The organism is Candidatus Frackibacter sp. WG13 (genome assembly GCF_900114655.1).
GTDB lineage: Bacteria > Bacillota > Halanaerobiia > Halobacteroidales > Acetohalobiaceae > Frackibacter.
Genome location: NZ_FOTT01000008.1, coordinates 1 through 15,790, shown reverse-complemented (window position 1 = coordinate 15,790; position 15,790 = coordinate 1). Strand labels below are relative to the sequence as shown.

Annotated in this window: 12 protein-coding genes; 2 read left to right on the top strand and 10 right to left on the bottom strand. The window is 32.9% G+C overall.

The window, feature by feature from the left end; genetic code table 11:
- Positions 1-37: 37 nt before the first annotated feature.
- From BM077_RS05740 to BM077_RS05710, 7 genes are all read right to left on the bottom strand, one after another.
- Positions 38-1,144 (bottom strand): DUF362 domain-containing protein, encoded by a 1,107-nt coding sequence (locus BM077_RS05740; RefSeq protein WP_089748664.1) that lies wholly within the window; start codon positions 1,142-1,144, stop codon positions 38-40.
- 73 nt (positions 1,145-1,217) lie between these two features.
- Positions 1,218-3,263: a thioredoxin domain-containing protein gene (locus tag BM077_RS05735; protein WP_089748663.1), complete on the bottom strand. Its 2,046-nt coding sequence runs from the start codon at positions 3,261-3,263 to the stop codon at positions 1,218-1,220.
- Between the two features lie 246 nt (positions 3,264-3,509).
- Positions 3,510-5,096 (bottom strand): ATP-binding protein, encoded by a 1,587-nt coding sequence (locus tag BM077_RS05730; protein ID WP_177188340.1) that lies wholly within the window; start codon positions 5,094-5,096, stop codon positions 3,510-3,512.
- Between the two features lie 376 nt (positions 5,097-5,472).
- Positions 5,473-5,784, bottom strand: coding sequence for an AzlD domain-containing protein (locus tag BM077_RS05725; protein WP_255361567.1), 312 nt, complete (start codon positions 5,782-5,784; stop codon positions 5,473-5,475).
- Positions 5,784-6,518, bottom strand: a complete 735-nt coding sequence (locus BM077_RS05720; RefSeq protein WP_089748661.1) for an AzlC family ABC transporter permease — start codon at positions 6,516-6,518, stop codon at positions 5,784-5,786. The genes BM077_RS05725 and BM077_RS05720 overlap by 1 nt, the downstream gene beginning before the upstream one ends.
- Before the next feature lie 151 nt (positions 6,519-6,669).
- Entirely contained in the window at positions 6,670-7,158 is a 489-nt protein-coding gene (locus BM077_RS05715; protein ID WP_089748660.1) for a 4Fe-4S dicluster domain-containing protein, read from the bottom strand.
- Between the two features lie 60 nt (positions 7,159-7,218).
- A complete protein-coding gene (locus tag BM077_RS05710) occupies positions 7,219-10,272 on the bottom strand; it encodes a DMSO/selenate family reductase complex A subunit (protein ID WP_089748659.1) in 3,054 nt (1,017 codons plus the stop codon).
- A 263-nt stretch (positions 10,273-10,535) separates the two neighbouring features.
- Between BM077_RS05710 and BM077_RS05705 the strand changes: the two genes are divergently transcribed.
- Positions 10,536-11,744, top strand: coding sequence for an MFS transporter (locus BM077_RS05705; protein ID WP_176941640.1), 1,209 nt, complete (start codon positions 10,536-10,538; stop codon positions 11,742-11,744).
- 60 nt (positions 11,745-11,804) lie between these two features.
- Here the strand turns inward: BM077_RS05705 and BM077_RS05700 are convergent, their stop codons facing one another.
- From BM077_RS05700 to BM077_RS05695, 3 genes are all read right to left on the bottom strand, one after another.
- Positions 11,805-12,305, bottom strand: a complete 501-nt coding sequence (locus BM077_RS05700) for a tetratricopeptide repeat protein (RefSeq protein WP_089748657.1) — start codon at positions 12,303-12,305, stop codon at positions 11,805-11,807.
- A 118-nt stretch (positions 12,306-12,423) separates the two neighbouring features.
- Positions 12,424-12,555, bottom strand: coding sequence for a P-type ATPase actuator domain-containing protein (locus BM077_RS14195; protein ID WP_445082263.1), 132 nt, complete (start codon positions 12,553-12,555; stop codon positions 12,424-12,426).
- Between the two features lie 55 nt (positions 12,556-12,610).
- Positions 12,611-14,059: a Na+/H+ antiporter NhaC family protein gene (locus BM077_RS05695; protein WP_090003478.1), complete on the bottom strand. Its 1,449-nt coding sequence runs from the start codon at positions 14,057-14,059 to the stop codon at positions 12,611-12,613.
- 393 nt (positions 14,060-14,452) lie between these two features.
- Between BM077_RS05695 and BM077_RS05690 the strand changes: the two genes are divergently transcribed.
- Positions 14,453-15,691 carry an IS110 family RNA-guided transposase gene (locus BM077_RS05690; RefSeq protein ID WP_089748655.1) on the top strand — a complete coding sequence of 413 codons (1,239 nt, stop codon included), beginning with the start codon at positions 14,453-14,455 and terminating at the stop codon, positions 15,689-15,691.
- The last annotated feature ends 99 nt before the right edge of the window (positions 15,692-15,790 follow it).

The following is a 15,790-nucleotide window of genomic DNA, read 5'->3' as shown; positions in this document are numbered from 1 at the left end:
ATTATACCTCCTGTTTTATATAACTATATATATCTAATTAATCTAAACCCCAAATCTCTATTAACTTATCAACAATTCGCTTTGCTTCCGGGGGACAACCAGATATATGATCCTTAGCTTGACCAGTACATCTTCCAATTCCTATTCCAGATATGCTTTCTTCTTGCCAGCCTTGACCAATATATACTTGAGTATCTTTGGGAAGACCATACTTATCATCAATTCGCTGTAAAGCATGAATTAAACTACCATAACAAGCTGAACAAGCTTCCTTTTCAACAATATATTGAGCAAGCCTTTCTACTTTTCTAGCATTAATATCAGTATCAACCAATTTATTCTCTTCCTGTATTAAATCTTTTGAATTGTTGAGATATTTAATTTCAGCAGATGTTGAATCTGTAGAACCTAGTCCTAATTCTTCTGCAATCTTAATATAAGGAATCTCATCTATATCAAAACCTAATAATTGTGCTACAAAAGCATCAATTAAAACTGAGTCCTTACCTACTAAAACACGGTTCATCCGCACCGGGTTTCCACCTTCTTCAAAGGTTAAATCTCCGATGATACCATCAACTACTATTAAATCTGATCTTAATATTTGGTTCAAATGAGCTATTGGCTTATGTAAATCTAAAGTATGGAAGCGACGCTTTTCACTATCTGGTATACATCCCTTTAAATTTTTTAAGGCACAAGTAATTTTGGTTTGACAATGGGCTTTAAGTACCGGCATATTAATTAAGTAATCTACCTCTAATGGTTTCTGACAGACTTTTATCTCTAAATCACCACTTACATAAGTTTGGAATGAATCGTCTTTTAAATCATATAGTCTTACTCCATATTGATTGGCCAAATCTTCATAACCGCAGACTTTAAATGCTCTTTTAGTCTTATCTCCAACCCAAGAACTCTCTATAATAATAATATCCTCTATGCCTTGGGCTTGTAAATATTCGATTACTCCTGCTACTAATTCTGGATCAGTAGTAGCTCCGCTTTGACTCTCTTTAGCTAATGCTAAATTTGGTTTAATCCCTACTTTCATATTAGAACTTAATTCTAAAGGAACCTCTTCTAATATCTCTAAAGCCATCTCTCTACCTTGCGAGCCATATAAGTTATAAAGCTTATCCATCTAATCCCCCCAACCTTCCTTTCCAATTAAAAGTGCAAAAAGGTGCTGAGGTCACTCAACACCTCCTTTTTAACTAACTATTTAGTCTCTTAGTAAACTTTTGCAGATCAGTAATAGGAGCTTGACAAGTAAAATCTTCACAGATATAAGCAGTAGGTTTTCCTTTAATCTGTTTTTGATCTGATACAAAAGGTGCTAAGTTCGCTAATTCATCTTTTTCTACTTTGTTATTTAATAATGTAACTGTAAAAGGAGAAAACTTTTTCTTGATAGTTGTTAACATTTTCTTAGTATTGACCTGATCTTCTTCACCGACAATTACCACTTCCTTACCCTTACTTTGCATAAACAATAACGCTGATAAAAAGTAAGTATAAGCAGTTGGATTCTTCTTGATTTGACCGCCAAAGAACTTAAATTGTTCTTCGGCCTTTTCCATTAATTCCTCTTTGCCCATTAACTTAGATAAACGTAAGAAATTCAAAGTAGCTACAGAATTGCCTGATGGAGTTGCCCCATCATAAATTTCTTTCGGTCTTACAAGTAGTTCCTCACTATCTTTACCATAAAAATATAATCCACCTTCCTCTTCATCCCAGAAATATTCTAAAAGATCTTGATTCAATTTTAAGGCCATACTTAAATATTTAGCTTTATAGTTAGTTTCATAGAGTTCAATTAATCCCCAAATTAAAAAGGCATAATCATCAACATATCCTAAGTAAGCTGCATCTTCTTCTCGATACCTAGCTAATAATCTTCCATCCTCTCTAATTAAGTTATTATCGATAAAATCTATTGCTCCTTCCGCAGCTTGTAAATATTTTTTATCATCTAATACCCGTGATGCTATAGACATAGCTGCAATCATTAATCCATTCCAAGAAGTTAATATCTTATCATCTTTGTGCGGATGTACTCGATCTTCCCTTACTTCAAAAAGTCGTTGCCGCAAATTAGCAAACTTCTTATCTATTTCTATTTTGCCTTTTTTGACTCCTATCAAGTTTGGAATACTCTTCTCTCCAAAATTGCCCTCAGGTGTAATATCATATAGTTCACAAAACTCACTGCCATCCTTCTCACCTAATACATCCTTAACTTCTTGTGGCGTCCAAACATAAAACTTACCTTCCTCCCCTTCCGAGTCAGCATCTTCAGCTGAATAGAAGCCTCCCTGTGGTGAAGTCATATCACGAAGAACATAATCTAAAATTTCCCTTGCTATCTTAGCATAATCTTTTTTATTAGTAATCTGATATAGCTCTAAATAGACTATAGCTAGTAACGCATTATCATATAGCATTTTTTCAAAGTGTGGCACTAACCATTGGCGGTCAGTTGAATACCTTGAAAAACCATAGCCAATATGATCATATATTCCACCCCGATACATATAATCTAAAGTCTTTTGCACCATATGTAAAGCATCATGGTCAGTAGTTAATTTCCAATACCTTAATAAAAACATTAAGTTATGAGGTGTAGGAAATTTAGGTGCTGTTCTAAACCCACCATATTTTTCATCAAAGAGATCTTTAAAATCTTGAAAAATCTTCTCTATTAAGTCATGAATCTCCTGCACTGATAATTCTTCTGTACTCCTTCTTTCATCTGCCTGTCTTAATACACTAATGACTTCTTCACTAGATTCTAATAATGATGCTTTATTACTTTTCCAAGCAGATTGTATTCTATTTAAGATACATAATAACCCAGAATGTCCCCGTTTTGATTTTTTAGGAAAGTAAGTACCAGCAAAGAAAGGTCGTTTATCGGGCGTCATAACTATAGTTAGCGGCCATCCTCCACGTCCAGTTAAAGCCTGACAGACTGTCATATAAATATTATCAACATCAGGTCTCTCCTCACGGTCTACCTTAATAGAAATAAAATTATCATTTAAGACCTGTGCTACTTCCTCATCTTCAAATGATTCTCGTTCCATCACATGACACCAATGACAAGTCGAATAGCCTATTGATAGAAAGATAGGTTTATCCTCTTCTTCTGCCTTTTTAAAGGCCTCTTCTCCCCAAGGATACCAATTAACTGGGTTATAAGCATGTTGTAAAAGATACGGACTCTTTTCATTAATTAATTTATTAGCTTCAGTCATTATAATCCTCCTTCAACTCCTAATTAAATTCCAAGTATAATTAATAATGAATTTTAGACATCACCACTTGATTATGCAAACCCCTAATTAAATCAAGTTTGAATTTATTATTTGCTAATTTAAATTAGATATTCATCAAGAGTTTTAAGAGGATAAATAACAAAACTTTAATTTAAAAATAAAAAACCTCTAGATTCCTCTAGAAGTTAACCATAAATTATAAATTGAATTTTAGTTCATAATCTCTTATGTCATGCAGTTGATCTGTTTATCTCTCTTATAATAAAGTCCTTTATCTATCAAACTAGAATATAATTGAGCAGATTCTTTCTTTTGCAAAGGTAGTTCGAAATAAAACGTAGTTCCTTCCTCAAAATTAGAATTAAACCATACTTTACCGTGATGTAAATGATGGATAATATGATGTACAATTGAAAGCCCTAAGCCTGTCCCATTCTGACCTTTTGTAGAAGTAAAGACGTCAAAAAGTGTCTCTCTAATCTCACGAGAAATAACAGGGCCATTATTATTAATCGTTATATATAAATTTCTTTGATTAATCCATGATCTAATAGTTATTTCACACTGACAGCCTTTACAACATACATCTGCTTGTCCTGCATCTATTTCATTACTTTGCATCTTTTGAACTCTACAGACTTCTAACTGTTCAATAGCATTTTGAATTACATTTAAAATGGCTTCTTTAATTAATTTAGGGTCTAACTCTAAATTTAAACCTTTTAATTCTTGCTCTATATTTACTTTTAATCTTATATTATTTTCAACACAATAATAAGCAATCAAATCTTTTACTTCTGTCAGTAAATCATTCATTTTAACAACTTTCAGATTAGGTTTTTCCATCTTAGAGAGTTTTAATACTTCATCTAAAACATTCATAACTTCTTCTATACCTTGATCAATTTTATGATAATATTGCTCCAATTTGGATAGATTAATTTCTTTATTTTCGATCGTATTCTTTCCTAATTGAGCTGAAGCTTTAACTAACTGTAAAGGATTGCGTATTTCATGTATAATTCTAAATGCCATCTCTCCAGCATTCTTTATCTTTTCAGAACGCTCTAAATACTTATTTAATCGCATCTTTTCAGTATTATCTATAGACAAACATATTGCCCCAATGACTTCTTGCTCTACTATTATCGGTAAAGCGATCATATCGAAATATTTCTTCTTTTTCTCGAATTCAAATAATTTTTGTGTATGAATCATCTCTTTTTCTTTCATAACATTTAATTCTAAAGGTTTAATATTTTTCCCTAATTTATTATGTAAAACTTTTGTCATACTCTTACCAAGTACTTCATTCTTTTTTAGATTAAATTGTTTTAAAGCAATAGAATTTATATTTAATATTTTACCTTCTTTATCTACAACACTTACCATCAAAGTATCGGAATCTATAAAACGTTTCTTAATCGTTTCTAATACGTATTCTTTCTTAGTCTGACAAGTCATTAATCCAAGTGATTTATTCGACTTAAAGCCTAGTGAAACTACTCCATATTGTCCATCATTCAAAATGGTAGGAATATTGCAACACACATAACCAAACTTATATTTACCTCTGTTAAAATATTTATAATTAGAAATAGGCTTACCACTTTCTAAAGCATAAGTTATTGGAGAATATTCTTCCTCACATTCAGGAAAAATATCAAAAACTTTCTTACCTTTCAATTCATCTACCGACAGTTGAAAGTACTCACAGAATTTTTTATTAAATATAGAAATTTCTTTGTTACTATTAACAATATTAACTGCTCCTGAAAACTGGTCTATAAAAGTCTTTAAAATATCATCCACTATCATCCTCCCCTTCACTTTAAAACTCAACTTAAGATTGTGAATTAACATCTATCATTAAGTCAACTCTTATTATATTAACATATTTTGGAACAAATGTAAATATAATAAGAGGAATGCTATTAATTCTTAATATTAACACTATTATAAAATAAAACTATATTATATGACTAATTTTAACATTATTGCATATTGAGAATGATATTCACATATAACTATAGTTAATATCACTTTTAATAATTAAGGCTCTTGCATAATAAATCGCTAAATAGTTATGCTTGAAATTTAATTATGAAACTCATTCAATTAAAAAGTCATCTAATTATAATATACTAGATGACTTTTAAGAAGCTTAATATTAAATTTACTAATGAGCTCAAACTAAAAGAGTTTCCCAACAAAATACACTTAATATACTCCCAACAACAACTACTATTAAATTCAAACGAAAAAATGCTAAAAGAACAGCAATAATTCCTCCTATAACTGCAGAAGTAGTAGAGCCTGTCGATGATAAAATTCCTGGAAAAATCAGTGCACTTAAAGCTGCAAACGGAATCAACTCTAAAAATCTCTTAATTAATGGAGGCAATTTTATCTCTTGTAGCAGAACCATAGGTAACATACGTGGAATATAAGTTACAATTGCCATTCCAATTATAATTAACCACAGATTCATATTTTGCATTATTCTTCACCATCCTCTGGAAAAAATATTGCCCCCAACATAGCAGCTACGATAGTAGTAATAATAATATTCCAACCAGCAGATAAAAAGTTAAATAATGATACCCAGTTTAATAACGAATTAATCATCATTGCTAACACTACTAAAATAAATACCTGTCGGGAATCTCTTGTATTTGGTATTAGTAACCCAATAAACATAGCATAAAGAGCAATTCCCATACTATTCTGTACAACTTTTGGCAGCCCTGCACCTAAAAAGACTCCTATTGCTGTCCCACCTACCCAAGCACTATAACTTATTAAATTTAAACCCAAAATAAAATTTGGACTTAACTTTTCTTCTGGACGTAATGATGCAATGGAAAAAGTTTCATCAGTAATTCCAAAAGATAATAAAAATCGCCATCCCTTTGTAACCCTATTCTCAATTCGTTGTGAAATAGATGCTGACATCAATAAGTGACGTAAGTTAACGATAAAAGTAGTCAATATAATCTCCCAAGAACTACTACTTAAAGCTAATAGATTTACGGCTACAAATTGACTAGCTCCTGCAAAGACTAATAATGACATGATAATACTAATACGGTTTGGGAGCCCAACCGACTTTGCCAATAAACCAAAAGCGATTGCTATCGGTATATAACCTAAAGCTATCGGAATTCCTTCTTTAGTTCCTGCAAAAAATGATAAATCTTTGGCTGCATTTGTTTTTACATCTGCTGTTTCCATTTTAATATCCATCCTCCCATAGTACCTCACATCCTACGAATTATTATTAAATCACGTGATTAATTATAACAGAATATATTATAGCATACAAGAAGAACTCTGGATTCAAATCCAGAGTTCAATAAATTGAACTTTACTTCTTAAAAAATAATTAATCTATTTTCTTAACACCATGATAATCTAAAGCATACATAGGACAAGCTGCTACACAAGCAGGCTCTTCACCTTGTTGTATTAAATCATAGCAAAAATTGCACTTGCTCATTTTATTCTTATTGCTTCTATATTGTAATACCTCATACGGACAACCTTTCTCACACTCACGACAGCCAGTACATTTTTCACTATCTATAAGCACAATCCCTTCTTCAGTCTTAGTTATTGCACCAAACCGACAAACTGATTTACAAGCTGGCTCTTTACAATGATGACAGCTCTTACTTATCCAATAGACATCAACTTGCAAATTCTTTCTTTCTTTTTTTTCATTATATTCCTTATACTTGTGACTAGTAAATTCACTAACTTTACGCCAAAGCTCTCCGGCATGTAACCCATTCCTATCCTTACACGCAATTTGACAAGTCTTACAACCAATACACTTATTCTGTTCAAAATCAAATTTTAGTCGTCGGTCCATTTTTCTTTCCTTCCTTTAATTATATACTCTTTAATTTATTCAATAATGGTTTACTATTTATTATACTTTAGATATCTCAACTAAATTAGTATGTTGGGCATTCCCTTTAGCTAGTGGAGTTGGGTTTTGACTAGTAAGCGTATTAATATTGCCTCGTTTATCTATTCCATCTTCGTCGGGCTGCCACCAGGCACCTTGTGGAATTCCAACTACTCCTGGTATAATCCGTGGTGTCACCTTGACTGGAATAATCATCTCCCCATGACTATTATAAACTCTCACTTTATCACCATCAGCTATTCCTCTCATATCAGCATCTTTTGGATTCATCCATGCTGTCTGTTGAACCACCTCTTTTAACCAAACATTATTATCATGAGTGGAATGACAGCGATGTTTTGAATGCCAACCAATACATTGTAAAGGATATTCTTCTTGCAAAGACTCATTAGACCCTTCCCAAGCATCAATATACTTAGGCACTGCTGGAATTTCACTTGGCTTATTTAGATCATATAATCTTTTAGAAAATATCTCAATCTTACCTGACGGTGTAAGAAACGGATTATTTTCTAAATCTTCAATCTGGTCTTTAAATGCTACATAAGGCTCATCATAAGACCATTTATAGATCCCTTGCTCTTTAAACTCTTTATAGCTTGGAAATTCAGGGTGATTTTGTTGAATCTCTTTTACAATCCACCTACACCAATCTTCCATTGTCTCTTTACCATCAGTAAATTCAGCTTTAACTCCTAATTTATCAGCCACATCTTTTAACCAATCATACTCATTGCGACATTCAAACGGAGGTTCAACTGCTTTATTATTATAGATAACATAGTCTCCGTAAGCCCAAGGAGTAGAAATATTATTTCGCTCAAAGAATGTATCTCCTGGCAATAAAACATCCGCAAATTTAGCACTAGAAGTCATAAAGATCTCACTAACCACAATAAACTCTATTTTATCCTCATCTTTTAAAATCTCTGCTGTCTTATTACAATTAGCATGCTGGTTAATTAAACAATTACCAGCTAAATTCATAATTAATTTAATGTTACTAGGTAAACTTTTAACCCCTTTAACTCCATCTTCTCCTCCCATCTCTTTTCCTCGTACAATTGCATCAGTCCACAAAAAAGACGGGATTTTTCCCGGAAATGGATTTTGAGGAATCGGCACACTAGGAATGGACTGCCGACTAACACTCCCCATTCCAGAAGCCCAGCCACCATTAATGCCTATATTACCAGTCATTGCTGCTAATACAGTAGCTCCACGAACAGGCTGTTCTCCATAAGCATGACGCTGTGGCCCCCAACCTTGAATTAAAGCCGCTGGTTTAGTCGTTGCATATTCTCTAGCCAATCTTCGAATAGTCTCTGCACTTACTTTAGAAATTTCAGCAGCCCATTCAGGAGTCTTTGCTACTCCATCACTTTTACCTAAGATATATTCCTTGTATGATTCTTCATCTACTACTCCTTCTGGCATATTATTCTTATCAAAACCTAAACAATACTTATCAATAAAATCTTTATCATATAAATCCTCAGTAATCATTACATAAGCCATTGCATCCATTACTGCATTATCTGTAGTAGGTAAAATCGGAACCCACTCATCAGCTAAGGCAGCAGCAGTATCACTATACCTAGGATCTATAACTATAATCTTAGCTCCCATTTCCTTTGCTCTTTGTAGATAATGTAGCATTGTCCCAAATTGAGTTTCCACTGGATTATGTCCCCAAAGAATAATCAATTCAGAATTAACCAAATCATCAGGAGTATTGCCTGTATCCTTTGTTCCATAAGTATAAGGTGTAGCGTACTTAGTACAAGCACTGCTATAACTGTTATATCTACCTAAATAGCCTCCATCTAAAGCAAGTAATCTTTCAGCTAGCTTCATAGCTTGAATTTGAGCATTATAACCCCAAGCATAATTTACATAACGACTACTAGGTCCATACTCTTCCTTCACTCTATTTAGTTCATTAGCAATTGTCTCAATAGCTTCTTCCCAGGAGATTCGCTTAAACTTTCCTTCTCCACGCTTCCCAATTCTTTTCAATGGATACTTTAAACGTTCTGCTTTAAAGTAAGTTTGTCGATAAGCTCTGCCCCTAACACAAGCTTTCATCTGCGGAGTTTCAAAAGAATCAGCTTTATTATCAGTACTCAATCTAGTTATAATATCATCTTTAACATGAGCTTTAATTACACAACGCCCTCCGCAGTTATTAGTACCACCTGTAGGAATAACCTTCTCTTCTATTTTTAAATTTCTCTTTTTATCCTTTACTTCCTGTAAGCCAATCTTCTTATAGTTATTAAACGAAATACTTCCATCGATTTTCTTACTCAATTTCAACAATGAATCATACTTAATATTTTGTTTTAAACATAAATCAAGCTCATTCGAAGTCTCTAAATTTAAAATTAAGTCATCTAATAAATCTAAATCCATCCTTAGATAGTTAGGCATAAATAGGGCTAACCCTTTATAAAAATTAGTCTCTGTACTTTGAACTAACTTGTTAGCAAATTCTTCCACCCAACTAATTAAATAGACTTCTAAAAATTCCTTTTGTGCTTTCATTAACCTTAATAATTTAGCCTCATCATTTTGTTCACAATCTAAGAGCCTTTTAGTTAATAAAGCTACAAATTCTAATTCTAAGCCAATATGGTCATCTGGCTCTTTATAATCACTATCTAACTCCACACCCCATTGTCGATAAAATTCTCTTACTTTTAAAGTAGATTCATTAAAGATAGTTCCATCTCCATTCAAATAAACCGATGACCAAGGGAAAGGAGATGAAGGAATTGTCCCTATAAATATTCTTTGATATTCTTCTTGAATCTTATTTAATTTAGATTCCGATAAGTTAGGTAAGCTTTTAATAAAATCAGCTATTAATCTTACTCCATTATTACTTTCATCTTGAATTTTAGCTAGCTCACAAAAGTAGTTAGTTTGCCCTAACTGATGTAATTCCTGCTGAGTCGGTTCTTGATAGAAATACTTACTTAAAATATGATAAAACCACTGTCTAATCTCTAATATACTTTCTAAAGATACTTGTTGTTTAGCACTATCCATAAATACCAATCCTCTTCCTTGCAATTTTCTATTAAAATCTACATAATTAGTCTCAACTCTTGTTGAAAAGGATAGCAGAATTAAAATCCCTTGTCAAGATAAAGTTATTATATGTTATAGATAACTTATAAGAGATTATAATTTCCTTAATAATTAATGCTGAAAAACTCAATTTTCGCAATATTAAAGAGGGTAATTAAAATTTATATCTAATTTATACAATAGTCTTCATAATTGTATCAATATTGCAAAGGAGTAATCAAATGCAACCAATTAATAAATTAGAACAAAGAAAAATCAATAAAGAAACTCAATCTAAAACATTATTATCAATGAGTATATTTATCTTTCTAATGTCTATTGGCGAAGGTTTAACTGCACCAGCTATTCCACTATATGGTGATCTTTTAGGTTCTTCTTACAAACAACTCGGCTTCTTAATGACAGGATATTCAATTGCTTTTACATTCATGACTGTAACTGCAGGCAGAATCTCCGATAAAATAGGACGTAAATATCTCTTGCTTCTGAGTATTATTTTATCAGTCATTGCTTCAGCTGGCTACTATTATTCTAATTTGCCATCTACCCTCCTTATCTTCCGTACTCTCGAAGGTATGAGCCGTGGTATCTTATGGCCAATTGCTGAAACGATAGTAGCAGATAATACTAACTATGATGATAGAGGAAAAGCCATAGGCCGGTTCACCGCTGCCTATGGTGCTGGAGTAACTGTCGGTACCTTATCAGGAGGCTATATTATGCAGTTCATTGATCTTACTGCTGTCTTTCCTTTTTATCCAATTTTAAGTATTATTGCTCTTATTATAGTCATGGCTGGAGTTACCGAAATGAAAACTGAAAGTAATATGCATACCATAGACACCGACTCTATAAATTCTAATGCATTTATCGAAGAAATAAAGAAAATATGGCCTATGTGCTATGTAGGTTTTGCTTATTCAGGATTCTTATATTCAATCTGGGGGTTATTATCTAAGGTAGCAGATATATTTGGAGTATCATTATGGGGAATAGGTATCATCTTTTCCTTATTCTGGGTAATGCGTTTAATTACAGTTTTAACTACTGATAAAATTGCCATGATAATAGGAAGAAAGAAGTTACTTATCATTGGTCTTGGCTGCAGTACTTTAGCTACCGGAATCTTCTTAATTGCTAATAACTTTGAATTCTTAATCTTTGCTGCTATTTGGGGAGGTATTGGCACAGGAATTATACTACCAGTTAATATTACTTTAATTTCTGATTCTGCATCCGAAGCATATCGTGGTTTTTCTTTAGGTTTTTCTGAATTTTGTATGGGTATTGGAATGATCATCCAGACAGCCCTATCTGGCATATTAGGCGAGTTAGGTGGAGCTAACTATACATACCTATTTACTTTTATAGTTACACTTATTGCGATTCCTATCGCTCTAATTTTTATCCAAGAGACTGAAAAGTCTTAAATAATAAAAAACGATGACTCCTGTTTCATGGAGTCATCTCAATATCAATTCTATATATCCTTAATTCCTATTCATTGAACCATTTAACTGCGATTCAAATCTTTTAATCTTACTATTATCTTTATCATACTTTTTAGCTTCATTTAACAACTTTGTTGCTTTTTCCAAATTACTATTTTTGATAGCTACCTCCGCATTAAGTATTAATGCATCTACATAATTTCTCTTAGCATTAATATATTCTTGATTAATCTCTTTCTTATTAAATTGATATTCCTTATTATTACTCCATTTTTCAAGAACTTGTTCATAATAACTTACTGCTCTTTTGTAGTTACTTTCTTTAACATCATGCCTAGCCTTAAGAACCATATTCCCTACTGTTGCCTCTTGTGCTAATATCCCTGATATAGCAATAATAAATAAGAAAGCCAAACCATAAAACTGTAAAACTTTTGTTCTTTGCTTTTGCTCCCCCCATATGACTAAACTTGGTTTAATTAAACCAAGAATTAAAATTGTAAAAGAAGCAATTTTAAGTATATTTAACCATTTATACATATAATCCATCTCCTTATATCGTACCCCAGTATGGTATATTAACCAAATTATAACATTCCTTTTCCAATTTGTCAATGCTAAAATGATTTAATATTATAGATCTTCTAATTCCACCTTTTCATTTACCGGTTTCCATCATAATTGCTATTAGCATAGCTAAGCCTAACGAACATGGGCAGGCGATTACTAAGACTGCAGTCATATTTAAAATTGCTATCGTTAGATTACCTGTAGTTACATACCAACCGATAATCTTGTTTATTAACCATTTCTTTAATTTAAATTACTCTTTTTAGAAAACAAATTTAAATAATCAAAGGAGCAACTGTAAATAGAATAGCGGCTAAACCAAAAGCGAATAAATTATATGGCAATTGGGCCTTGACGTATTCCATATGTTTAGCTTCTGCTGCATCTGCAGCCATCACCGTCATTCCTGATAAAGGAGAAGTTACATCTCCAAATGTACCACCTGCGAAGACTGCCCCAATAGTAATAGGAATTGCCGCATTAGTGATAGCAGCTAACGGAATAGCAATCGGCATTAATAAAGCAAACGTTCCCCAAGAGGAGCCAATAAAATACGAAACTAACGAAGCAACTAAGAAAATAATGATTGGCACTAATGTATTAGGTAAACTATCGCCTAATGTAGATGTAATTAATTCTGATAACCCCAAATCATTAGTAATATCAGCAATAGGCCAAGCTACTGCCAAAATAGCAATAGTATGAATGATCTGATTACCTTGTTCAAAAAAGCTTTCGGTCAATTCTTTTAACGAAAACCCCTGACTAAGATACATTATTGCAGCTATACCAGTCGTAATAACTAATGCTAAGAACATAGACCGTGAAGCTTCGGCATTCATAATTGCCTGCCAAAAAGTACTTCGCTCATCTTGTCCTGTCCACCACATCAAATAAACACTTAAAAACAATAATGATAAAATAGGAATAATTAGATTATAAGCCTTCCCTGCTTGATTATTATCATCTTGCTTCATTACTTTCTCCATTGTTCCTGCTTCCATATCTAGGGCAGGGCGTAAATGTTGATTCCTTTCTACCTCCTTACCTTCATCTTCCAAGGCACCCATTGCTGCAAAATTTAGATTAAAAAGAATTGAGCCTAATGCAATTATAATTGATGTAATACTAAAAAAATTAAATGGAATACTTCTTAGAAATGTAATATAGGGCGAACTTTCCAAACCAGCAGCTTTTAAACCACTGCCAACTGTGCCTACTAAAAAGCCTACAAAAGTCGTAGCAATTGGAATCATAATCACTACTGGACTAGCTGAATTATTCAGCATATATGCTAATCGTTCTCTAGACACTCCTTGTTTATCAGTTAAAGGCTTAAAGATTGAACCAGTAGCTACTACCCGATAAGCACAATCTAAAAATGTTATAGGTACTATGGCCCACATTGCCAATAAAGTTCCCTTCTTAGTCTTAGTCCTCTTATCTAATAGTCTAGCAAACCCTTCAATTCCTCCTGACATCTTTAAAAGTCCAACAAAACCACTAAAAACATATAAGAATAACAATACATCTAAGTTTCCTTGATCAAGAAGTGTAGTCTCAATATATTCAACCATCTTAGCAATTCCTGAAATTATTCCCGGGGAGATTATATATGAACCTGCTAACAATCCTAGTAATAAAGCAGGAATAATCTGATTGGTAATCCAAGCTAAGATAATTGCTATTAATGGTGGTAACACTGCTACTATTTCTGTTGGCATATTAACCCCTCCTGTTGTGATATTTTATTAGTAAGAAATCTTACTAATAAGTTAAATAATTGTACTCCACCTTAACATTTGTCTAAAATTTTGTTATAATTACCCTGAAGCGAGGTGGAGTACCTCTGCGACTCCTTTTTCAAGGAGTAACGCTCGTACCATTGAGGACTCCAACTCGCTTTTTAATTTTTGAAAAAGTCAATCAATAGGGAGTGGGTTAGTCTTTATCCCTCCTTGCGGCTTCAATTGATTTTGAAGTAACGCTTTTATTAAGACTGGCTCCCACTCCTTTTAATCATCAGAGACGATAGATAGGACGCTGCGAACCAACGCTTCTACAACAGGACTCGCCTGATGATTATTAATAAATAATCTTTAAAGGAGTTGATTTTCATGAATTATCAAGACTATCTCTTCGTTGGTGTTGACACTCATAAGAATCAACATACTGCTGTGGTCATCAATTGCTTTCATCAAAAACTTGGCGTAGTTGAAACACATAATAACCCTAGTAATTTTGACGAACTTATTAAAGAACTTGAAACTCTTACTCCTAATCAGGAAACTTTAGTTTTTGGTCTAGAAGACACCCAGGGATTAGGCCGCTCTTTAGCTCAATGGTTAATTAAAAGGGATTATCAAGTTAAAGAAGTTAATCCTGCTTTAACTAAACGAGAAAGACAACATAGTCCTAATCCTGATAAGTCTGATCAAGTTGATGGCGAAGCCATCGCCAACGTATTACTAGCTCAATGGGATAAGTTACCCACCATTCATGAAGACGGTAATCATAAAGCTATTAAGCAATTAAATAATCATCTTCGTGGGCTAGTTAAGCAACGAACTCAGATTAAAAATCAATTACATAACTTAATTCATCAACAATATCCTAACTATGAGAAGTTTTTTAGCAACCCTTTTAAGGTAAAGACTGCTTTAGCTTTTTGGAAAAAGTTCCCTCATCCCAATAAACTTAAGCATTACGGTGAAAAAAGATTACAAAAATTCCTTAAAAAACAGACCAAAAACATATCCAATGATAAAGCTAGTAAAATCCTTTCGTTAGTTGATAAAGACCAAGAACAAGATGTTTCTGTAAGAGCTAGAAATAAACTTATTGTTATGCTAATTGAACAACTTCGGCTAATTAACCAACAACTAGAAAAGATTAAGACTGAGCTTCAAGAAGCGGTTGATAACAGTCCTTATCAACTTACTACCATGCCTGGCATTAGCTATAACCTGGCGGCTCAATTCATTGCTGAAATCGGTAATATTAGCCGCTTTAATTCAGCCAATCAGTTAGCTAGATATTCAGGCTTAGCACCGACTGAACACAGTTCAGGTAAATCAAGCCACACATCTCGTAAAAAGTATGGTTGTCGTAATCTTAACAATGCCTTTTATATGCTGGCCTTACAACAAATCAGTACTACTAGAAATGGTAAACCCAAAAATCCAGTTGCTTATAACTACTACCAAAAAAAATTAGCCGAAGGTAAATCTGGCAAATCTGCTTTAGTCTGCTTACAACGTCGCTTAGTTGATATTATTTTTGCTATGATGAGAGATAAAACAGCTTATAAATTGCCTGAAACTCCAGACTACGATGTCTTAAATAAAGCAGGTTAATAAGTTCATCTTGGTAACTACTGGTCTTGCTTTTAACTATTTAAAAATTTCATACATATGCATTAGGGGATCTCTAGCTTAAATTAGTTTCCATTTTTT